We start from the raw sequence: 20258 nt of genomic DNA on the forward strand, positions 1-20258 counted from the left end.
CGCTCGCGACGGGCAGCAATCGGCCAGAAGCGGCCGGTCACCAATACGGTGGGGTTTAAAAGCGCCTCGTAATTCAACCGAGCGTACTCACGGCTTTTTGGCCTGCCATCTGCGTGCGATGCTGCGATATTTGGTCCGCCCGGCCTCCGCTACAGAGCGTACAGCGGCCATTTGAATCGCCAACACCACGTTAGAAGTCGGTAATTACCGTCCCGGCAATGCTCTCGGCAAATCCATCTCCGAAGACCGTGGCCGGTGTCGCAAATCCCGGGCGCCGTTCACCGTTCAATACCCGGCGCGCAGCTTCCACCGCTGCCAATGGCGTATAGGAATAGCCGTTCACGGTTTCGATCACAGACGTTGCGGTTACTCCATTAGCGTCTATGACCTCAACCACTGCGCGGGCGCGATGCGCATCCCGTTGCTCTGCCGTGGGTCCGTCAGGCAGTTGCGACAGATCACCTTCTGGAAACGCATCGCCCGCGATATGCACATACATCGCGATATTAGGAATGCCCGTCGAATGCCAGCCTGTGATCAGGTCACCGAAAGAAAGCGGCACGCAAAGGACCGGCCCCTGACCAAAGTCAAAGTCCCGTGGCGTCGCATCGGGCGCCATAACCAATTCGCCGTCCACCCTTGCGAGTAGGCCTGCACCGATGATCTCACTAACGCTCATGGCCGACCCACGGGACATTGATCCTGGGACCTGAAGTGCGATGCTCATTGCAAGCGGATTTTCAACGCGCCTAGCAACCTGCACCGCCAGCGAATCAGTGGGGACGACGTCCCAACCAACGCCTGGCAAAAGCATGACCTTATTGGCAGCGGCTTGAACGCCCAGTCTCTCAGCTAGCCGGTAAACGTTGATCTCGGCGGTGATGTCCAGATAGTCGACCCCAGACTTGATGCACGCGTTCATCAATGACTCTGCTGTTTGCGCGAATGGCCCCGCGAAGTTTAGTAATACCGAGATGCCAGACAGATCAGTTTCGAGAACTGCGCCAGCATCGAACACTCGATATGGCACGTCCAACTGCGCTGCAAGGATCGCAAGCTGCTGCTTGCTGCGCCCTGCGATTTCAAAATTCAGATCAAGCGCTTTTGCCCGCTTGACCGCCATACGACCGGTGTAGCCCGTGGCTCCGTAGATCAGAAGTGCGCTCATTGGACGTGTTGCCATTTTTTATAGACGAATTCCAGGCTGTACCCATCCGGGTCCAGGACATTGGCTGCGTAGTAATCGGGGTCGTAGTGTAAGCGGGCGCCCGGCGCGCCATTATCGATGGCGCCCTGCGCTATGGCCGCGGCGTAGGCAGCATCAACTTCTACCTTGTTGTTCGCGACGAAACCAACGTGCACAGCCCGCCCTCCAGATACACCTTCACGCAACCAGAAAAACATTCGGCCATTGCTGCCAAAACCTTTCAGGTCTGGATGCCCCGGTGGGCCGTCCTTGCCGTCGTAGTCCAAACGCGCGGTGATGCCCAGCGGCTTCAGTACAGTCTCATAGAAACTGACAGAGCGTGCGATGTCGCTTACCGACAAAAAAATATGATCAAGCATGGTGTACCCCCGTATGTTCAGATGTTGTAGCCGCCGGCGACTTCAATAGTCTGGGCATTGATCCAAGTGCCCTCTTCGGACAGCAGCATGGCAATAACCCGCGCAACATCTTCGGGCTCACCCACCCTTCCAAGCGCTGTTTGCGCCGCCAGCATCGCTTCGAACTCGTCGTTCAGCCCGCCGCCCAGCTCAGTACGGATAGCACCCGGTGATACAGCATTGGCCCGTATGTACCGCTCACCAAACTCTTTGGCCATATAGCGGGTGAGCACTTCGAGCCCGCCCTTGAACGCGGCGTACGGTGCAACTCCGGCGGTGGCTACGCGAGTAGTGGCGCTGGTCAGGTTGACGATACTGGCGCCTTCCGCCAGCAGCGGCAGCAATACCTGAGTGAGAAAAAACGGGCCTTTAAGATGCACTTTGAACAAGTCGTCGAACTGCGCCTCGCTGACGGAGGCCAACGGGTTGAACAAGCCATAGCCGGCGTTGTTGACCAGGCCACTCAGCGTTGTGGCATTCCACGTCTCCCGCAGAGCTACCACTACTGATTCGCGAAATGCCTCGAAACTGCCAACATCCGAGACATCGAGCTTGAGCGCTATGGCTTTCCCACCTGCGTCTTTGATGTGCTCCACAACCGAAGCCGCCGCCTGGGGATTGGCGTTATAGGTCAGGATGACGCCCATCCCTTTTTTGGCAATATGCTCGGCGGCACTGGCACCGATTCCGCGGCTGCCGCCTGTGATCACGATGACGCCCATATCTGTTTCCTCTGTGGTTGGAATGTGCATCCAGAGTAATAATCAGCGCCTAGGGGGTCATATCCGTTCCTACTCTAAACATGCCTGTTTCTGCTTTTTGCTTGCACGAGGAGTCGTTATACCTTCAGCATGCTAATCATGGACAACCAACTCAAAGAACTTAGATCACTGGCGGCCGGCGCTGAAAACCGCCGAACCGAGACAGGCATCCCGCGCGTAGCCATGGTTCAGGGCAAGATCCCAGAGCACCTGCTGGCGGCGGTCTATGACCCCATGATCAATCTGATTCTGCAAGGCAGCAAAAGCATGACGGTGGGTAACCGCACGCTTAAATATGATCCTGCGACCTACTTTGTCATGTCCATCGACCTACCAGCCGTGGGTTCAGTACATCCCGCCGCATCAGGCGAGCCGTATCTGGCAGTCAGTCTGACGCTTGATCCGGCAGTCCTGTCGACATTATTCGGCGACTTGCCCAAACCTGCTGTCCGCATGGAAAATAATCCCGGCTTTTCGGTGGCCTCAGTTACGACCGAGCTGATGGACGCTTGGATACGAATGCTCCGACTGATGGGCGATCCAGATGCCATCGCAGCTTTGGCCCCGGTTTACGAGCGGGAGATCATCTTCCGCGTCCTACAGGGACCGCATGGGTGGATGCTCAGAGAGATCGCAGCGCCTGATACCGCAATGGCCCGCGTTAACATGGCTATTCAATGGATTCGCCGCGACTTTGCCAAGCCCATCGGCGTAGAACGCTTGGCAGAACGAGCATCGATGAGCGTCTCGGCATTTCATCGCCATTTCAAGGCTGTTACCAATTTGAGCCCTTTGCAGTATCAGAAGCGCGTGCGCTTGCTCCAGGCGCGAACACTGATGGTGGCAAATGCCAAGAGCGTCATGGCTGCGGCCTTCGAGGTTGGCTACGAAAGTGCCACGCAATTCAGTCGCGATTATGCTCGCGTGTTCGGGCTACCCCCTGCAAAAGATGCGGGGCGGATCCTCGGGGATACGAGAGACGTCAGGGTGACGTGAGCACTCAACTGAACCCTTCCGCGCAGTGCCGCACGGAGTCAATTGAAGCCAAATCAGTGAGCGGCAATTCTGGGACGAATATCGATGACGGAGTACTGTACCTGATCCACCCTAGTCCTCTCCTGAGGAGGAGGAATCCACCATGAACACCATTGGAAACCTCTGACCTTGCTACCTGCTAAGAATCCGGAATTTAGTAGACCGACGAGGACGGGAGTCGATCCTTAGCTGCCGCTCAGTGGCCAGGCAAGCCAACGATGTCGAGAATATCTCTGAATTCTTTGAGATTAAGGGCTTTGCAATCGTCAGGCACAGATCCATAGCCCCAACTGGCAAAAGCAAACGGTATTCCGTATCCGCGTGCGGCTTCAAAATCGTTCCTATTGTCCCCGATCATTATCTTGGGGAGCTTTCCGTAATCGGCACGCGCTACCAATGCCCCCAGGTGTCTGGGGTCAGGCTTCATAAAGGACACGGTATCCCCGCCACAGACCACATCCATGAATTTCAACAGGTTGGTTTGCTTGAGAATATCGATGGCAATCGATTCGTCCTTATTCGTACAGACAGATATTTGCCACCCCGCTTCTCGCAACGCGCTAAGGGTTTCAATTACCCCGTCATAAGGTTTTGTCATCGGATGGTCAGTGTGTTCGTAACGCGAGATGAAGGTATCAATCGCTTCTTCTATGTTATTTATTCCACGCAAGTAGAACGCTCGCCTGGCAAATGACCGCATTCCGTCACCGAGGAATAATGAAGTTGTTGCGACCAAAATTGGCTCAAGATTCCGCTCGATCAGAATTGCGTTCAATTGCGCTGTCATGTCGTCCGCAGAGTCAACGAGAGTACCGTCAAGGTCAAAAATAATTGCGTCGGCCTGAATCGGGTGTGCAATTTTCAGTTCATTTATCGACATATATCTTTACTCACGTTTTGCAGGGCTGTGGCTAGATGGCAGGGCTCGGGCTATGGCTTTTTTTGCTACGCATCAGCACATACACCGCACCGGATGCGAGTAGCGAGAACACAGCGGCAATCACAAATGCGCCCGCGAATCCCTGGCTGTAACTCTGCTGAGCGAGCCCATTCAGCGTTTTGGTTAAGTCGTGGGGATACATTGCGATAGCACGTGCGAAGTCGCCTGCCATCACGTATTCGGAAAATCCGGGTTTAGCAGACACTCCCGCGTCTATCAGCCTGCTTTCGATCGCCAATTTCACTCCGCTGGCGAGTACCGCTCCCAGCCCGGCGAAACCCAGCAATATGCCGGTAAATCTGGATGTGGTGCTGATGCCGGATGCCATTCCGGCGCGACTCCGAGGAACTGTGCCCATGATCGCCTTCTGGGTTTCGCCATTCAGCAATCCTCCACCAGTTCCCAAAATAGCCATGCCGGAAATCAGCAATAGTTCTCCCTGCTGAATGGCGGAGAACATCAGAATAAGGTTACCCAGTGCAACGATTAAGAGGCCCAGTGCCAGGATGCCCGCGCTGTCAAGGTAAGGCGAAAGTCGCCTACCTACTTGGGGGAAAATCAGCATCGCAATGGCAAATGGAAGCATGGCGATACCCGCTTGGAGTACTCCGTTGCCACGGCCATTTTGTAGAAAGAGCGGTAACAGCGATGCCATGACTTGAGCAGATGAGGCGTAGGCTAGCATCGCGAGTACTGCGCCAACGAAGGGCCTGGCTGTGAACAATTCGAGATCAAGCATTGGGTGGGTGCGGCGTTTTTCGACCCAGACAAAGACTGCGAAAAACAGCAGGCCCCCGATCATGCTCACGAGGACAGGGATACTGGACCATCCATGACTGGGACCGGCTATGAGTGCCCATGTGGCACTGAACATCCCTAGCGCGAACAGCGCAATTCCCGGGATGTCCAATGTTCTCGGAATGGGGTCACGAGATTCATCCACCAGCGTCACGACCGCTGCCGCCAGCAATAAGCAGACTGGGATGTTGATATAGAAAGCCCAGCGCCACCCAAGTGAACTACTGATCACTCCACCAATGAGCGGCGACACAACCATTGTGAGTCCCATGATGCCGCCCCAGATCGCCCATGCGTGGCTACGCGCTTTTTCATCGTGAAAGGTGTGTCCGATGATGGCTAGGGCAGGAGCAAGCAGGAAAGCGGCTCCGACTCCCTGTACCGCTCGCGCCAGATAAAGGCCTGACGCTGAAGGCGCCAAACCACAGGCCAGAGAAGAGACTGCAAAGAGCGCTATTCCGAACAGAAAGACGCGTCGTCGGCCATACCGGTCAGCGATGGAGCCAGCCGGAAGCAGGAGGGCAGCGAAGCAGAGCACGTAGGTGCTTATGACCCACTCGACCTCTGCAAACGATGCCTGAAGATCCCTGGCAATGGTTGGCAAAACAATGCCTACAACGTTCGTATCTAGAACTGTCATGGCACAGCCCGCCGACGCGACAACCAGTATGGCCGCTTCTTTTCTCATGGAATGACAGTCTCTTCTGATAGCGGGAACGGTAACTGCACTTTTTGAAACGGGCGTTTATTTGAATGCAGCTAGCCCGGCTTGAGCGATCTCTTCATCGTGCTGTGGTGTGTCCGCAGATACCCCTACAGCCCCAACGGTGTGTCCGTTGATGATGATCGGAAAACCACCACGCATCAGCACAAAGCCTTGGGCCGTGATGACGGCAGGTCGGGTGCCGTTGACGGCATCTTCTAGCGAGCCGCTAGGACGTCGGAACAGAGCGGCTGTACGAGCTTTTCCGGGAGCCAGTTCTACACCCGCTGGGACAGCGGCGTTGTCCATTCGAGCGAGGAGAATAGGCAAACCAGCACTATCGACAACTGCGATCACGCACGGCCAACCAGCCTTTTGCGCTTGTGTTTGCGCTGCTGTGAGGATCTGTTGAGCGGCGGCAAGCGTCAGAATTGGCTGGCTAGGCAAATCCGATGCTGCTGCTGGCAGAGAGAGCAGAGCAAGCGTTCCAGAAAGAGCCAAGGCAGTCGCGATGTGAGGAAGGCGGAACATAGTGAACTCCTAATGTAGTGAGTCCAATGATTGGAACAGGGGGAATAATTCAGTACAACAAAGCTTGATGGCTTTATAATTCAGAAAAACTGAATACTAGGTTCCGCTGCCATGGACATTCGCCATCTCCGCTCTTTCGTAACAGTGGCGGAAAATCTACATTTTTCACGCTCGGCCGAGCAGCTGGGCGTTTCTGCCCCAACACTCACTGCGCAGATTCAGGAAGTGGAGAGCTTGTTAGAAGCTCGGCTTTTTAATAGAACAAAGCGATCTGTCGCTTTGACGCCAGCTGGGGAAGCGTTTCTGACAGAAGCCCGCGCTACTCTCGAACAATTCGAGAGAGCTGTTAACGTGGGCCAACGTGCAGGCCGAGGCCAGGTTGGCCGAGTGGAAATCGGATACGTGGGTTCAGCCGCCTTTTTCGGGGTACTCCAGGACCAGATCAAGCGCTTTCGCAATCAGTGGCCAGACGTCATGGTGAACACCAAGGAACTCCCTACCGAGCAGCTCACGGCACTTCTCGAGGACGGTCGGATTGACGTGGCCTTTGTACGGATGCCGGTGCATTTGCCCGACGCAATCTCCAGCCGTATTTTGGCCCGAGACCGATTCTGCGTTGCTTTGCCTGCGGACCATATCCTGGCAAAGACAGTTGATGACATTCGCCCGAGTGCGCTTGCTGACGAGTTGTTTGTGCTACCTGAACAGGGGTTAGGGTTGCGTGAAGTGGCCAAGCGCGGGAGATTCGATCCACACATTGGTTCGGCTCCCGGAAGTCTGGTCGCAGTGCTGACACAGGTGGCACTGGGTGTTGGTATAGCAGTCATTCCCAGCGTTCTGATTCAAACTGTTCAACTGCCAAATGTGGTCTTTAGGGAGATAGCTGGGCCTCCCATTTTTTCAGAGGTTGGAGCTTTGTTTCGCCGCCATGAGAGGCTACCGATTGTGTGCAACCTGATTAGCCAGATCCTTGAGACCGATGAACGCGTGTGGAACGGCGATCCTCTGCGGTGGGCACAGAAAGAAATGCTCTGAAGGTTAAACTTCCCGTGGGCCATATGGCGAGATGGTTACTCCTCCAGGGGCTCCTCCACTGGATCAGTACAGGAGATACCAATCAGCGTGTCCTCATTCTCACCCAGCCCCTCAACCAATGCTTTGCCCAAACCTCTGCTTGCGCCGGCCAAGAGCGTTTAAGCGCGGGTTATGCGCTTACCAGTACAAGGGGCACTGGTAGGCCAGTGTAGGGGGCATTGGTTACCGCAGCCATTAAAAAGGCCCCCACACCGGGCTAACGTGTACGAGCCTTTTGAACATAAGCGGCGTTATGTCGACCTAGGCAATACCAAAATTTTTTACTCGCTCAAAATTTCACGGAGGCGCTTCTCAAGCGCCCCTCTGAACAAGATTCGTAGATTGTCTGCATCAAGATTGGAAATAGTCTCTTCAAGTTGAAGCTTAAAAATCAGGTCATGCGTGCGAATCTCACGCCTCCGTGCTTCAAGTGTGGTGGGCGCGCACGCAATCCCGGCGAGTAAATGAGTCGACACGCTATTCACGTGATGAACATCGCCCCTGGCAACAGACATCAATTCTTACCCTCGGTCTCAAAACGTTGAAGACACGCTTACGAATCTGCGCTCCTCTCTAGGGAGTAGTGGGCCTAACACTAAGTTCATAAAGGAACGAAGTGCACCCGTCTTGCGAGTAAAAAACGCACCCAAAATACGCGCCAGTTCCATGGTGGTCCCATGGGGCTATTTTTTGGACGCAAAAAAACCACAAACCATCTATCTTCTATATAAAAATCATGGGATAGCGTTTTAAGAATGTGGCAATGAAGAAGCAATTCGAACCCTCAACAAGTCAAGAATCTACCGTATGCCACTCAGCGTCCACGCAATGACGGCTTTTGGCCGAGAGTAGCCATTCATGAAAGGCCGTTTTGAGACCATTGAAAAGGGGACGAAACGATTCTTCATGGATCAATCCGTCCTCCTTTTTTCGTACTACGACTCAGCGACTGATCCGCCTCGCCTTCTGGATAGCTATGATCAGCCAGCGGAGGGGGCCTCACGATCAAGAAGCTTGGCTGTGAGTAACACGCCCAATTCACTCAGTTGGTGAATTGCCAGCGCGACGTCACGCTGTTTGCCACTCAGGCCTTCGGAGAGGTCGAGCAGAAGGGTGCTGACCGAGGCGAAGGTCTCGTAGCTATTGGTAACGAGGGCTTCATTGCTGGCGTCTGGAGCAACGCAGAAAAGCGCGGTTGAATCCGGTATGACCTTAGACATAAAAGATATCCTGGCTTATGCCACCACCTCCCCGCTACTAAACGAGAGGGTGGCAGCTGTACGCAGGTTAGTAGACCGGTGGATATCTAAAACCGGCGCGTCCGAGGACGCCCTGCGCACAGCCGCCATCAAGCACAGACGCGATGTCTGACTGATGAAGCTCATGCACATTTAGATAACCGATCCGGGCTACTAAACCCGATCACCGAGAAATTCAGCGACCGCGCCACCTTAGATTCGACCACCCCAGCGCACAAGCCGGCGGATTCTGACGCACGCGTAGGCAATCGGGCAACCCACTCCCCAGCTTTGGGAATTGTCCTAGGACGCCGCCCTCACACCGTCACCACCACTTTGCCCACTTGCTGGTTCGCCTCCAAAAACCGATGCGCCTCCTGCACTTCATCCAACCCAAACGTCTTCGCAATCACCGGCGACAACGCCCCCGACGCCAGCCCCTCTAAAATAAACACCTTGGCCCGTGCCAACACCACCGGGTCAGCCACGATCTCGGCGTAGAGATACCCCTTGAGCGTCAAACATTTCCCCAGCACGGTAAACAACGGAAACGGTGTCGGCTCCGAGCTCAGCGCGCCGTACTCCAGCAATATCCCGCCCCTGGCCATGCTCTGGGTGAGCGCTTCAAAGCCCGGCCCGCCGATGGGGTCGAACACCACGCGGGCGCCTTGGCCGTCGGTCAATTGCATCACGCGTTCGACCAGGTCCTCTTCATCGCTGACGATGACATGGGCCGCGCCGGCATCCAGCAGCGCTTGTTTTTTTGCGCGGGTGCGGGTCACGGCGATGGCGGTGGCGCCGACGCTGCGGGCGATCTGGAAGGCGGCCAGGCCGACGCTGCTGGAGGCGGCGGTCACCAACACTACGTCGCCCTGGGTGAGTTTGGCCTGTTCCACCAGGGCACCCCAGGCGGTGACGTATTGCATCCAGGACGCGGCGGCTTGCACGAAGCTGAGGGTTTGCGGGTGTTTGACGGTGAGGTGGGCGGGCACGTTGGCCACTTCGCCGTAGGTGCCCCAGCGGGCGATGTCCAGCGGTGGGATGACGCTGACGGCGTCGCCCACTTGAATGTCGGTGACATCGGCGCCGACTGCGATCACCACGCCGGCGGCTTCGTAGCCCAGGCGGCTGGGGAATTCGGCTTCCTGCAGGTAGGCGTGGTTGCGGAACATCACTTCGGCGCGGTTGAGGCCGAAGGCTTTGACGTCGATTTGCACTTCATCGGCGGCGGGGGCGGGGACGTCCACGTCTTCCAGTTTCAAGACGCTGGCGTCGCCGTAGGCGTGAATCCTGACTATGCGTGCCATGAATGTTGACCTCGGTATTGATCCATGAGGCGTTCAATGTAGGCCGGGGACGGTGTGAGATAAAGCAGAACGTCTTGCCCGCGTATCAAGCCTTGGCCGACCTGCGCGACTCCATTCCTTCAAACACCCACATTCCCACCCCCATCGCCAGCACGAACACCCCCACCTGCCATTGCCCCGTCAGCAACAATGCCACCGCAGGCCCCGGACACAACCCGGCGATCCCCCAGCCAACCCCGAACACCACGCTGCCGAGCACCAGCCGCCGGTCGATTGTGCGGTGGCTCGGCATCTGCATCGGCGCGCCCAGTAACGAGGTGCGTCGGAGCCTGGCGAAGTAGAAGAACACGCTGCTGACCACGAGCGCACCGAGCATGACGAGCGCCAGGGAAGGGTCCCATTCACCGGCCAGGTCGAGAAACCCCAGCACCTTTGCCGGGTTGGTCATGCCGCTGAGGTACAGCCCCAGGCCAAAGATCAGGCCGGCGATTAATGCGGTCAGTTTGCGCATGCTCAGGCTCCTATCAGGTGGCGAGTCACGTAGACAGCGGCAAACCCGCTGCCCATGAAGCAACCCACTGCCACCAGCGAGCGCAACGACAAACGCGACAGCCCGCAGATCCCATGCCCGCTGGTACACCCGGCGCCGTAGCGTGTGCCGATGCCGACCAGCAGCCCCGCCAGCACCAACGCAGCGCCACCGGCCTGGATCGACACGCTGGGCAGGGTGCCGAACAGTGACCAGAGCCAGGGCGAGGCGAGCAGGCCGAGCAGGAACAGGCCTTTTTCAGCGCGCCCTTCGCCGCGTTTGGCCAGCAGGCTGCCGAGCAGGCCGCTGATGCCGGCGATGCGGCCGTTGAGCAGGATGAACAGGCCGGCGCTGAGGCCGATCAGTGCGCCGCCGAGCAGGGAGGCCCAGGGGGTGAAGTCGGGAGAGAGGGTCATGGTGCGGGGCCTGCGCGGCGGGTGGGGGATCAAGCTTATCGATATCACGGTTTTGTGGGGAGGGTCATGAAACAAATGGGCGCGCTCACGTATCATCCGGGGCCACGCACGTACATCAGGAGAGCGGCATGTGGATTGGCCATCGGTTCGAGCGAACGGTGCAGGATGATTTGCTCATCCACTCGCACAACCCTGTGCAGAGTGCTGTCGTGTGGTGGGTAGGCGGGCTGGCCTTGAGCGTGCCGGTGGTGTTCGTGGTGTGCGGGATCATCGAGGGCTATTTGCCGCTGGTGGGCCTGCACCCGCTGTCCTCGCTGCTGATCGTGCTCGCGTTGCTGCTGATGCCGGCCATGGGGCTGTTCCTGATGGTGTACACCGGCATTCGCGAGACTTTGCGTTTGTCGCGACACGACGGGGAGGGGCAACGCCTGACCCGCAATGCCTTTGGGCGCCGCGAGCGGGTGCGTCAGGCGTTTCGACTCGATCACCCACACGCCCTCGAACTGCGCCGCCGCCCACAGGCCGAGCCGATTTACACCCAGCTGTGGTTGGTGATGCGCGATGGCACTGAGCACCGCCTGACCACCGACAATGTTCCGGTGGTACCGGGCAGCCCGCGTACCGAGCGGTGGCTGGCGGAATTGGCCGGCTACCTGAACATGGCGGTGCCAACCGACGTGATCGATGCGTCGGCGCCGCGCAAGCCGCCTTATAGGCCTGCGCGATCCCCGGCCAAGGTCGCCCGCGCGCAAAAAGCAAAAGAGCCTGCGCCTTCAGCGGAGTCGACCGAGGCTGTTGGCATGCCCGCACGCGGTCTGCTGGGCCTGCTGGGTGCGTTTTTGGCGGTGTTGGAGCTGTCGCAGCTCTTCGCACTGGTGCCCGCGCTGTTCACGGGGCGACTGCGGGTCAGTGGTTTTCGATCCCGTGCAACGACCTTTTATTGGGCGGAGCAACCCGTCACCTTTTCATTCAACCTGCTCATCGGCGTGGTCGAGGTGGTGATCGTGGGCTATATCGCCTGGGCATGCCTGCGCATCGCGTTTCAAGGCCGGTTCAAGTCGGCGCCCTGACCGCAGGTTAATCAAAAGCCGCCCCTTTCTGTTCCAGCCGGTCTACCATGCCACCCCCGGCAGTGGTTCCACGCGCTACCGATCTCTCTCTTTTAAGGTATCGCCCATGTCCATCGACCAGATCAGCCTGCCCAAAGGCGTAGGCCCCCACGCCACCAAGCTTTTCGACGCCATCACCGGCGCCGCCACCCCTGAAGAACTCAACCGTGCCGGCGGTAAAGCCGAGGGTTTTGTGCTGGGCCTTGAGTCGACCAAGGCCATCAAAAGCCAGGTCGCCGAGTCGTTGTATGTGGTTTACGATGACGCAGCGACTCACCGTGCGGGTGAGTTGAAGGCTTGATCATCGGTCGGTCCTCCTGGTGGCGAGGGCGCTTGCTCCCGGTGGGCTGCGCAGCAACCCAAAACCGGCTGACGCGGGTTATCAGGCAAAACACGGACGCCGATGAGGGCCGCTTCGCGCCCCAACGGGAGCAAGCTCCCTCGCCACAAGGGGCGCTGCGGGTAGCTCAAGAAGGAATGCGCATGACATTGACCGTCGACGCTTTGCTCAACCTGGCCATGGCCAACCCCATCAATGCCGAGATTACCGCGCGCCTGCCCGACCTTGGCGTGGACCAGTGCTTTCTCACGGCGGGCTGCCTGTTCCAGGCGGTGTGGAATCATCAGTCGAACCTGCCTGCTGACCAGGGCGTCAAGGACTACGACGTTTTCTACTTCGATACGGACCTGTCCTACGAGGCTGAGGATGCGGTGATCCGCGCGGCCGAGGTGCTGTTCCAGGACCTGGGCGTGAATGTTGAAGTGAAGAACCAGGCGCGGGTTCATCTGTGGTATGGCCAGCGGTTTGGTCGGCCGTATCCGCAGTTGCACACGGCCAAGCAGGGGATTGATCGTTACCTGGTGGCGGGTACGTGCATCGGCTTGGAGATTGCGACGGGTGAGGTGTATGCGCCGTATGGTTTGGAGGATGTGGAGCAGGGTGTGCTGCGCATCAACCCGCTGCATCCGGAGCGGGAGTTGTTCGTGCAGAAGGCCCGCAGTTATCAGGCGCGGTGGCCTTGGCTGAACATCGTGATGCCCTGAATTGCAGTGAACTTTTACCCGTGTCCTACGCGTCCAAGCTTGAAATGCCCAGCCAAGGACTGACCATGACCTTCTTCATCTTCCTGCTCGCCTGCGCCGCCGCTGCCAGTACCGGCGTCATCTTCAAACCCGGCGCCTGGTACGAATCCCTGGTCAAACCCAGCTTCACCCCGCCCAATTGGCTGTTCCCGGTGGCGTGGACGATCATCTACCTATTGCTGGCCTGGGCCGGTTATCGCCTGAGCCTTATCCCAGGTAGCCAAATGGTGTTGGCCCTGTGGGCGGCGCAGATTGCGTTGAATACGCTGTGGACGCCGGTGTTCTTCGGCGCCCATCGCTTACTGGCGGGGATGGTGATTATCGCGGTGCTGTGGGTGACCGTGGCGGCGATGGTGGTGCTGGCGGTGCGCCTGGACCTGATCACCGGCTTGATCCTGTTCCCTTACCTAGCGTGGCTGTGTGTAGCGGCAGCGCTGAATTTCTCGATCCTGCGGAATAACCGTTGATGGCCTACACACCCTGGCCCGCCAGTGAGCCTGAACGCGCCGAGATGCGCCGTTTCAACCAGAAACTCGCGTGGATGCCACGTTTTAAAATCCGCAATCGCGTTACGCCGCGCCTGATCCAGGCGTTGTTGCGCGCCAGTCAAAAGATCAAGCGGGCGCCGGTGGCTGAGACCCGACTCGTGGGCTCAGTCCCGGTGCGCATCCTGCGGCCGAGCGGCAAGCCCAAGGGCGTGGTGCTGGACATCCACGGCGGCGGCTGGGTGATCGGCAATGCGCAGATGAACGACGACCTCAACCTCGGCATGGTCAATGCCTGCGACGTGACGGTGGTGTCGGTGGACTATCGGCTGGCAGTCGACACGCCGGTCGAGGGCCTGATGGACGACTGCCTGGCGGCCGCCCGCTGGTTGCTGACCACCGATGAATTTGCCGACCTGCCGGTGATCGTCGTCGGCGAATCGGCCGGTGGGCATTTGGCGGCGGCGACGTTGCTGGCGTTGAAGCAATGGCCGGACGTGCTCAAGCGGGTGAGCGCAGCGGTGCTGTATTACGGCGTCTACGACCTGACCGGTACCCCGAGCGTGCGCACGGCGGGGAAGCACACGTTGTTGCTGGACGGGCCGGGCATGGTCGAGGCACTGCGCAGGCTGACGCCGGGGTTGAGCGATGAGGAACGTCGCCAGCCGCCGTTGTCACCGTTGTATGGCGATTTCGGCGGCTTGCCGCCGGCGTTGATGTTTGTGGGTGAGTTGGACCCGTTGAAAGACGACACGCTGTTGATCGCTGAGCGGTGGCCGGGGGCTGAGGCGCACCTGTTGCCGGAGGCGGCGCATGGGTTTATTCATTTTTCGGTGGCGATGGGGGGGAGCGTGCTTGCTTATAGCCGCCAGTGGATCAGTGCCCGACTGGGGATGACGGCGGGATGATCATTCAAGCGGCCATGCCGACTGTAACTTGTGGTGAGCGGGCTTGCCCCGCGCCAGGGTCGCAACGGTATCCCAGACACACCGGGGCGCCTGGGTTTGGGCGGCTTCGCCACCCAGCGCGGGGCAAGCCCGCTCACTACAGTGAGGGTGGCTGAAGCGGCGTCGCCGCAGAATCCGCCGCTGTACGTTATACCGGCGGAAAGTCATCGTAGGATTTTGGAAGGTAGCCCCATATTCTCAGCACATCGGCCTTTACTTCAAATTCGAAGCCTATCTGCGAGACAATCTGAGAGATTTCCTCGGTATGGTCAATATACGTTCGTGGCAATAATACGCCCAACGAAGGCGCCTCTTGCCACAAGCCGATGTCGAGCCATTCGACATACGCAAAAGGGAACGGCAGGTGGTAAAACCATTCCACATCCCATCCCGAGATATGGCCTGTGATGCATTTTGAGCGATACGAAGGTACCCACTCCGAGCGCTGGCGCATGTGTGTAATCAGTTCGTTCCACTTGGTGTTGTTTGCCGCGCCGGCCAGGTTTCTTGCCGCTACGGTGGTCTGGATGGTCTTGCGGTTTTTATCATTCTGTCGGGCGCCGGGCCCCGGTAGTTCATTCATATTTATCACTCTCGACTCACTCATTTGACTGATACGTTTGCGTGACTTCCAGCAGCTTAATGGTGGTCCAGGATATTGGGTTTTACTTTTTTTGCCTCCGGGAATTGTCTGAACGAGTAACCTGGCTATCTTTGCCAAGAGCGGGTTGGGAGCTTGAAACTTGGTGATCTGATCCGGCTGATCAGTTGCCTCTCTCACATAACAAGGACCCCCATGCGCGAATACACCATCAACTATCTGTTCAACGGCGAACCCCGCACCCATGCATTCGAACTCAACCAGCCTGAGTTGCGGGTACACGAGGCGGCGTTGCACCTGCTGCAGTTGCATTTTGGCGATGCGGAAAATGGCTTGATCCTGCCGCCTGCGGATGCGCTGCCGGAGCAAATTCTGGAGCAGGCGCAGGTGGTAGGGATTACGCAGATAGAGGTTGCATGAGCACAAGTCCCATTATTCAGGCGGTCACGGCGGCGGATATCCCCGAGGTGCTGAGGTTCGTGCTGCACGCTCGTGCCGAGCTGTTTCCCACGCTCAGCGCCACAGGGATGCCGGCGGACCTGGCGCGGTTCGAGGCGGTTTATCTGCAGGGCGATGGGCGTTTTCTTATCGCGCGCGATGAGGCCCAAATCGTCGCCGCCATGGGTTATCTGCCCTATGACGGGCGTTTTGCGCAGTTGAATTACCAAGGCCGCAAGACGGTGGAAGTGGTGCGCTTGTTTGTAGCACCAGCGTTTCGCCGTTTTGGCTTGGCGGGGCAGTTGTACCGTGCGCTGGAAGCGATGGCGCAAGCCGATCGGGTGGAGGTGATGTACTTGCATACCCATCCGTTTTTGCCGGGGGCAATTGAATTTTGGGTTCGGCAGGGGTTTGAGGTCGTGGATGTGGAAGCAGACCCGGTGTGGCGGACGACGCATATGCACAGGGCTTTATAGACCAATGCTCCGGGGGGCTTATTGCTCTGGGGGGGCTTGTTGTAGTGAGCGGGCTTGCCCCGCGCTGGGCTGCGAAGCAGCCCCTGAAGCCATACGCCCCGGTTCGACCTGGAGGAATGCAGCGGCCTTATTGGGGCTGCTGCGCAGCCCGGCGCGGGGCAAGCCCGCTCACTACAGTAACGCTCTACTCAGGCTTTAGATTGGGCGTAGCCGCAGGATTTGCGCCCCATCAAACGGGTCTGTCAGGTAGTGCGCCTGCACCCCAAACGTCTCCTGCAACCGCTGTGGCGTCAGCACGTCCAGGGGTTTGCCCAGCGCCACCAACCGCCCGTGGTCCAGCACCGCCAAGCGGTCACAGGTCAGCGCCTGGTTCAGGTCATGCAGGGCAATCAAGGTGGTGACAGGCAACCGTTGCACGCCCTCCAAAATCCCCAGTTGATGCTGGATATCCAGGTGATTGGTCGGCTCATCCAATAACAGGATCTGCGGCCGTTGCGCCAATGCACGGGCGATGTGCACGCGTTGGCGTTCACCGCCCGAGAGGCTGCGCCAGGCGCGCTGGCTCAGGTGGGTGGCGTCGACGTCGTGCAAGGCCTGGTTCACGATGGCGTCGTCATCCAAGGACCACGGGCTCAACGCCGACAACCACGGCGTACGGCCCAGCGCCACGGCGTCGAACACGCGGATGGCGTCGTCGGTGTCGGCCTGTTGTTCCACCACCGCCAGTTGCTGCGCGATGGCGCGGCGGGACAGGCTGCCCAGGCGCCGGCCGCCCAGCAACACTTCGCCGGACGCGGGTGTACGCAGGCCTGCCAGCAGTTTGAGCAAGGTCGATTTGCCCGAGCCGTTCGGGCCGACGATGCCGAGGGTTTCGCCCAGGTGTACGTCCAGATGAATGTCGCGCAGCAGCTCGGCCTCGCGCACCTTGAAACCCAGCCCGGTGCAGCTCAGAACCGTCATCGCGCGTTCCTCCGGCCGATCAGGATCAGTGCAAACACCGGCGCGCCCACCAGCGCCGTGACCACGCCAACGGGAATCACCTGGCCCTTGATCAGCGTGCGTGACAGCACGTCCGCCGCAATCAAAAACAGTGCGCCACCCAAGGCGCTCGCCGGCAGCAGGCGCGAATGCCCGGTGCCGAGCAGCAGGCGCACGGCATGCGGAATCACCAGCCCGACAAAGCCGATGGAGCCGACAATCGACACCATCACTGCCGTCACCAGGGCCGCGCAGCCCACCAGCACAAACTGCACCCGGCGCACCGGAATGCCGAGGGATGCTGCCGAGTCGCTGCCAAAGGTAAACGCATCCAGCGCTCGACGGTGCCACAGGCACACGGCCAAACCCACGACCGCCACCGGCACCGCCAGCCACACCGACGGCCAGCGCACGCCGCTGAGGTTGCCCAGTAGCCAAAACAGGATGCCGCGTGCCTGTTCGGAACTGGCCGATTTGGTGATCAGGAACGCGGTGAGCGCATTGAACAACTGCGAACCGGCAATGCCCGCGAGGATGATCTGGCCGGTGCCGCTGGCCGAACCGCTGGCGCGGGCCAACAGGATCACCAGCGCAAACGCCGCCATCGCACCGACAAACGCGCCGGCCGATAACGAAATCAACCCGCCGCCCACGCCCATCAACGCCACCAATACCGCGCCGGTCGATGCGCCGGCGCTGATGCCCAGCAGGTACGGATCGGCCAGCGGGTTGCGCAACAGTGATTGCAGGATCACCCCGCACGTCGCCAACCCCGCACCGCAGGCGGCAGCGACCAGCGCGCGGGTGAGGCGGTAGTTCCACACCACGCCTTCATCGATGGGGTCGAGCACGTAGCCGGCCGCCCACAGTTTGTTGGCGAGCACCTGGAGCACGACCTGCGGCGAAATGGCGGTTTCGCCGATGGCCACGCCGGCGAGTACGGCGATCAGCAGCAATGCCAGGGCGAATAGGGTGCGCATCATTTTGGTAGGTCGTAGCCGTCGATGGCCGTGGCCAGTTGTTCAAGGCCGTCGAACATGCGGATGCTGGCCTGCAACGCCAGGGCGTCGAGGATGATAATGCGGTTGTTTTTCACCGCGTCCATGTTGCGGGTCACCGGGTCGCTGCGCAGGAAGGCGAGTTTCTTTTCATGGTCGTCGGCGGGGTAGCGGCGACGGTCCATGCGGGCGATCACCAGGAAGGTCGGGTTGGCCTTGGCAATCGTTTCCCAGCCGACGGCGGGCCACTCTTCATCGGACTGCACCACGTTGGACAGGCCGAGGATTTGCAGCATGAACTCGGGAATGCCTTTGTGGCCGGCCACGTACGGGTCGCTGGCCATCTCCGAGCTGGAGAACCACACCAACGCGCTGGCGTGCTTGAGGCCTTTGCTCTGCACGGTGGCGACGGATTTGGCCAAGCGCGCCTTGAGTTCGTCGTTCAATTGCTGGCCGCGATCCTGTACGTCGAAGATCTGCGCCAATTGGCTGATGCTTTTATAAATGGTCTCGATACGGAACGGCTCCAGCCGCGTGCCGTCGGCGCCCACCAGGTTGTCCTTGCCTTCGCAGTCGGAGGGCAGCAGGTAGGTGGGGATCTTCAGTTCATGGAATTGCTCGCGGGTGCCGACCACGCCCTGCGGCCCGACCACCCATTCCAGCTCGGCGGCCACCAATTGCGGGCGTTTGGCGATCACGGCTTCGAAGCTCGGCTCGTTGTTGGCCAGGCGCTCGATGCGGTCGTTCTGTGCCTTGTACTGCGGTAACACGCTGTTGAACCACAGCGAAGTGCCGACCACTTTATCGCCCACGCCCAAGGCGTAGAGCATCTCGGTAGCGGCTTGGCCGATGGTCACGCTGCGCGCCGGCGCCTGCTGGAAGGTGAGGCTACTGCCGCAGTTTTCCACGGTGAGCGGGTAGTGGGTGGGCGCGGCGTGGGCCAGGGCACAGAAGCCAATGCCGGTGAGCAGGGCGGTAACGCGTGGCAGCATGGGACGATCTCCGAGTGAACCGTACGTGCAACTGGGGAGGTACGGTTCGGAAATACACCCTCGAGCGCTGTGGTAGAGACAGGCAAGAATGTCCTTCCCGGACACCCCGCCGGTTAGTGATTGAGCTTGAGCCGGCAGGTCTCCTGACTGATGCGTCGTCGCCACGCTCCGGCCTTCCCGGACAAGGTCCAGTGGCATCGAGGAGCAGGCTCAGCACCTACAGTTGCGGGGGCAGTTCCGATTGACGCGGGGGGACCGCGCTTCGGATTCCCTATTAGTCCCGTTTGGGAACCGGCGCGGTATGGTAGTCGATCGCGAGGTTGAACGGGAGGCCGTGACGCCAACGGTGGCTCTTTGGCGGTGGGGCTCCTATGATGCGCAGCCAATGGATCGCTTTATCACAAGGAATACACAGTGAAATTATTTCTCGCGTTCGCCCTCGTCGCCACGCTCGCCGGTTGTGCCACCCAGGGTAAATCTGAAAAGCAGATTCTTGACGAGGCCGCCACCGCGTATGTCGCGTCGATGCCGGCCGGGTCGGACAAACTCCGTTTGCACACGATGAGCATCCCCAAAAGCGGGATGTTCGGCGATACCCTGGCGATTTCCATGGCGGGTGAGCAAAACGCCGCTCGCCTTAGGGGAGAGTTGCTCGATGCTAAACGCTTGGGCGATGTGTTCTTTTTGATTATCGGTGCCGGCACGCCGGTTGATGTTGCGGTGATCGGCAAAGCAGTCGAAGGGCAGGATTTGAAGGGGATGCAGATTTACTACTCGGGCACTGAGGCGCAGAAGGACACGGTGCGTGCGGCGGTCGAGAAAACGCAGGCGCAGTTTCATTACATCAATGCGCAATGAAGGTTTGCCCGTTGGCCTGATAACTCTGGGTACGGTGCTGGACCTGTGGCGAGGGAGCTTGCTCCCGCTGGCGGCCTGACAGATGGCCTGGATGTTGGATCAGACCGGGTACATATCCGTTGCTGCGGTAACGGCCGCTGTGGGTTCCGCCCTTACGGCGGGTCACTTTTGGAAGAGCGCCAAAAGTAACCAAAAACGCTTCGCCCCAACACTCGGCACCTCGCTTAGGCTCGGTGTGCCCTCACTCCGGCTTGAATCCGTGGGCCGCCGCCACGCGCCATCCATGGCGCGGGGCGGCTAACCCGGCGTCCTGCCGGGTTACCCACGGATTCAAGCCTACGTTCGGCCAGCGTGTT

General features: G+C 59.2%; 24 protein-coding genes, 1 pseudogene and 1 riboswitch. Of the genes and pseudogenes, 10 read left to right on the top strand and 15 right to left on the bottom strand.

Annotated features, from left to right (window positions below; translation table 11 throughout):
- Positions 1 to 190 precede the first annotated feature (190 nt).
- Genes BM403_RS00310 through BM403_RS00320 form a run of 3 tightly spaced genes read right to left on the bottom strand, consistent with a single transcriptional unit; the run spans position 191 to position 2327 of the window.
- On the bottom strand, positions 191 to 1168 hold the full coding sequence (locus BM403_RS00310) for a saccharopine dehydrogenase family protein (RefSeq protein ID WP_015885016.1): 978 nt from the start codon (positions 1166 to 1168) through the stop codon (positions 191 to 193).
- Complete coding sequence (locus BM403_RS00315) at positions 1165 to 1566, bottom strand: VOC family protein (RefSeq protein ID WP_015885015.1); 402 nt, start codon at positions 1564 to 1566, stop codon at positions 1165 to 1167. Before BM403_RS00315 ends, BM403_RS00310 begins: the two co-directional genes overlap by 4 nt.
- Positions 1567 to 1583: 17 nt before the next feature.
- Positions 1584 to 2327 (bottom strand): SDR family NAD(P)-dependent oxidoreductase, encoded by a 744-nt coding sequence (locus BM403_RS00320; protein ID WP_043205680.1) that lies wholly within the window; start codon positions 2325 to 2327, stop codon positions 1584 to 1586.
- A gap of 138 nt (positions 2328 to 2465) precedes the next feature.
- Between BM403_RS00320 and BM403_RS00325 the strand changes: the two genes are divergently transcribed.
- Positions 2466 to 3362, top strand: coding sequence for an AraC family transcriptional regulator (locus tag BM403_RS00325; RefSeq protein WP_043206307.1), 897 nt, complete (start codon positions 2466 to 2468; stop codon positions 3360 to 3362).
- Between the two features lie 235 nt (positions 3363 to 3597).
- On the opposite strand, the gene BM403_RS00330 is transcribed toward BM403_RS00325, so the two are convergent.
- From BM403_RS00330 to BM403_RS00340, 3 genes are read right to left on the bottom strand one after another with little or no spacing between them, the layout of a single operon-like run.
- Positions 3598 to 4281 (bottom strand): HAD hydrolase-like protein, encoded by a 684-nt coding sequence (locus BM403_RS00330; RefSeq protein WP_093541142.1) that lies wholly within the window; start codon positions 4279 to 4281, stop codon positions 3598 to 3600.
- 31 nt (positions 4282 to 4312) lie between these two features.
- Positions 4313 to 5827: an MFS transporter gene (locus BM403_RS00335; protein WP_015885011.1), complete on the bottom strand. Its 1515-nt coding sequence runs from the start codon at positions 5825 to 5827 to the stop codon at positions 4313 to 4315.
- A 57-nt stretch (positions 5828 to 5884) separates the two neighbouring features.
- Positions 5885 to 6373: a GlcG/HbpS family heme-binding protein gene (locus BM403_RS00340; protein ID WP_043205677.1), complete on the bottom strand. Its 489-nt coding sequence runs from the start codon at positions 6371 to 6373 to the stop codon at positions 5885 to 5887.
- Between the two features lie 111 nt (positions 6374 to 6484).
- On the opposite strand from BM403_RS00340, the gene BM403_RS00345 reads away from it, so the two are divergent.
- Positions 6485 to 7408 (top strand): LysR family transcriptional regulator, encoded by a 924-nt coding sequence (locus BM403_RS00345; RefSeq protein ID WP_015885010.1) that lies wholly within the window; start codon positions 6485 to 6487, stop codon positions 7406 to 7408.
- 59 nt (positions 7409 to 7467) lie between these two features.
- On the opposite strand, the pseudogene BM403_RS32050 reads toward BM403_RS00345, so the two are convergent.
- The 5 genes and pseudogenes from BM403_RS32050 to BM403_RS00370 all read right to left on the bottom strand — a co-directional run.
- Positions 7468 to 7560, bottom strand: a pseudogene (locus tag BM403_RS32050) (SDR family NAD(P)-dependent oxidoreductase); the annotation flags it as partial.
- 867 nt (positions 7561 to 8427) lie between these two features.
- A complete protein-coding gene (locus BM403_RS00355; protein WP_093541146.1) occupies positions 8428 to 8667 on the bottom strand; it encodes a DUF6124 family protein in 240 nt (79 codons plus the stop codon).
- A gap of 335 nt (positions 8668 to 9002) precedes the next feature.
- A complete protein-coding gene (locus BM403_RS00360) occupies positions 9003 to 9992 on the bottom strand; it encodes a zinc-dependent alcohol dehydrogenase family protein (protein WP_093541148.1) in 990 nt (329 codons plus the stop codon).
- A gap of 85 nt (positions 9993 to 10077) precedes the next feature.
- A complete protein-coding gene (locus BM403_RS00365) occupies positions 10078 to 10503 on the bottom strand; it encodes a DUF6691 family protein (RefSeq protein WP_093541150.1) in 426 nt (141 codons plus the stop codon).
- Positions 10504 to 10505: 2 nt separating this feature from the next.
- On the bottom strand, positions 10506 to 10937 hold the full coding sequence (locus tag BM403_RS00370; RefSeq protein WP_093541152.1) for a YeeE/YedE family protein: 432 nt from the start codon (positions 10935 to 10937) through the stop codon (positions 10506 to 10508).
- A 128-nt stretch (positions 10938 to 11065) separates the two neighbouring features.
- Here BM403_RS00370 and BM403_RS00375 point away from each other — a divergent pair, with 128 nt between their 5' ends.
- The 5 genes from BM403_RS00375 (at position 11066) to BM403_RS00395 (ending at position 14522) form a co-directional block, all read left to right on the top strand.
- Positions 11066 to 12007, top strand: coding sequence for a hypothetical protein (locus tag BM403_RS00375; protein WP_093541154.1), 942 nt, complete (start codon positions 11066 to 11068; stop codon positions 12005 to 12007).
- A 106-nt stretch (positions 12008 to 12113) separates the two neighbouring features.
- The gene (locus tag BM403_RS00380; protein ID WP_046036616.1) at positions 12114 to 12347 is read left to right on the top strand and encodes a hypothetical protein; all 234 of its coding nucleotides are present in this window, start codon (positions 12114 to 12116) and stop codon (positions 12345 to 12347) included.
- A 182-nt stretch (positions 12348 to 12529) separates the two neighbouring features.
- Positions 12530 to 13090, top strand: a complete 561-nt coding sequence (locus BM403_RS00385; RefSeq protein ID WP_093541156.1) for a nucleotidyltransferase family protein — start codon at positions 12530 to 12532, stop codon at positions 13088 to 13090.
- 65 nt (positions 13091 to 13155) lie between these two features.
- Complete coding sequence (locus BM403_RS00390) at positions 13156 to 13596, top strand: tryptophan-rich sensory protein TspO (protein WP_064052843.1); 441 nt, start codon at positions 13156 to 13158, stop codon at positions 13594 to 13596.
- The gene (locus BM403_RS00395; protein WP_093541158.1) at positions 13596 to 14522 is read left to right on the top strand and encodes an alpha/beta hydrolase fold domain-containing protein; all 927 of its coding nucleotides are present in this window, start codon (positions 13596 to 13598) and stop codon (positions 14520 to 14522) included. Before BM403_RS00390 ends, BM403_RS00395 begins: the two co-directional genes overlap by 1 nt.
- A 187-nt stretch (positions 14523 to 14709) precedes the next feature.
- On the opposite strand, the gene BM403_RS00400 is transcribed toward BM403_RS00395, so the two are convergent.
- Positions 14710 to 15144 carry a DUF6678 family protein gene (locus BM403_RS00400; RefSeq protein WP_093541160.1) on the bottom strand — a complete coding sequence of 145 codons (435 nt, stop codon included), beginning with the start codon at positions 15142 to 15144 and terminating at the stop codon, positions 14710 to 14712.
- A gap of 213 nt (positions 15145 to 15357) precedes the next feature.
- Between BM403_RS00400 and BM403_RS00405 the strand changes: the two genes are divergently transcribed.
- On the top strand, positions 15358 to 15582 hold the full coding sequence (locus BM403_RS00405) for a hypothetical protein (RefSeq protein ID WP_043205671.1): 225 nt from the start codon (positions 15358 to 15360) through the stop codon (positions 15580 to 15582).
- On the top strand, positions 15579 to 16076 hold the full coding sequence (locus BM403_RS00410) for a GNAT family N-acetyltransferase (protein WP_093541162.1): 498 nt from the start codon (positions 15579 to 15581) through the stop codon (positions 16074 to 16076). The genes BM403_RS00405 and BM403_RS00410 overlap by 4 nt, the downstream gene beginning before the upstream one ends.
- 195 nt (positions 16077 to 16271) lie before the next feature.
- On the opposite strand, the gene BM403_RS00415 is transcribed toward BM403_RS00410, so the two are convergent.
- The 3 genes from BM403_RS00415 to BM403_RS00425 are packed head-to-tail and all read right to left on the bottom strand — an operon-like array spanning position 16272 to position 19044.
- Positions 16272 to 17036: an ABC transporter ATP-binding protein gene (locus BM403_RS00415; protein WP_093541164.1), complete on the bottom strand. Its 765-nt coding sequence runs from the start codon at positions 17034 to 17036 to the stop codon at positions 16272 to 16274.
- Positions 17033 to 18037, bottom strand: coding sequence for a FecCD family ABC transporter permease (locus BM403_RS00420; protein WP_015884998.1), 1005 nt, complete (start codon positions 18035 to 18037; stop codon positions 17033 to 17035). Before BM403_RS00420 ends, BM403_RS00415 begins: the two co-directional genes overlap by 4 nt.
- Entirely contained in the window at positions 18034 to 19044 is a 1011-nt protein-coding gene (locus BM403_RS00425) for an ABC transporter substrate-binding protein (protein WP_093541166.1), read from the bottom strand. The genes BM403_RS00420 and BM403_RS00425 overlap by 4 nt, the downstream gene beginning before the upstream one ends.
- A gap of 115 nt (positions 19045 to 19159) precedes the next feature.
- Positions 19160 to 19355, bottom strand: a riboswitch (cobalamin riboswitch).
- Positions 19356 to 19458: 103 nt separating this feature from the next.
- Between BM403_RS00425 and BM403_RS00430 the strand changes: the two genes are divergently transcribed.
- A complete protein-coding gene (locus BM403_RS00430; RefSeq protein ID WP_015884996.1) occupies positions 19459 to 19902 on the top strand; it encodes a hypothetical protein in 444 nt (147 codons plus the stop codon).
- Positions 19903 to 20258: the final 356 nt, after the last annotated feature.

This window comes from Pseudomonas sp. OV546 (genome assembly GCF_900116845.1).
Taxonomy (GTDB): domain Bacteria; phylum Pseudomonadota; class Gammaproteobacteria; order Pseudomonadales; family Pseudomonadaceae; genus Aquipseudomonas; species Aquipseudomonas petroselini.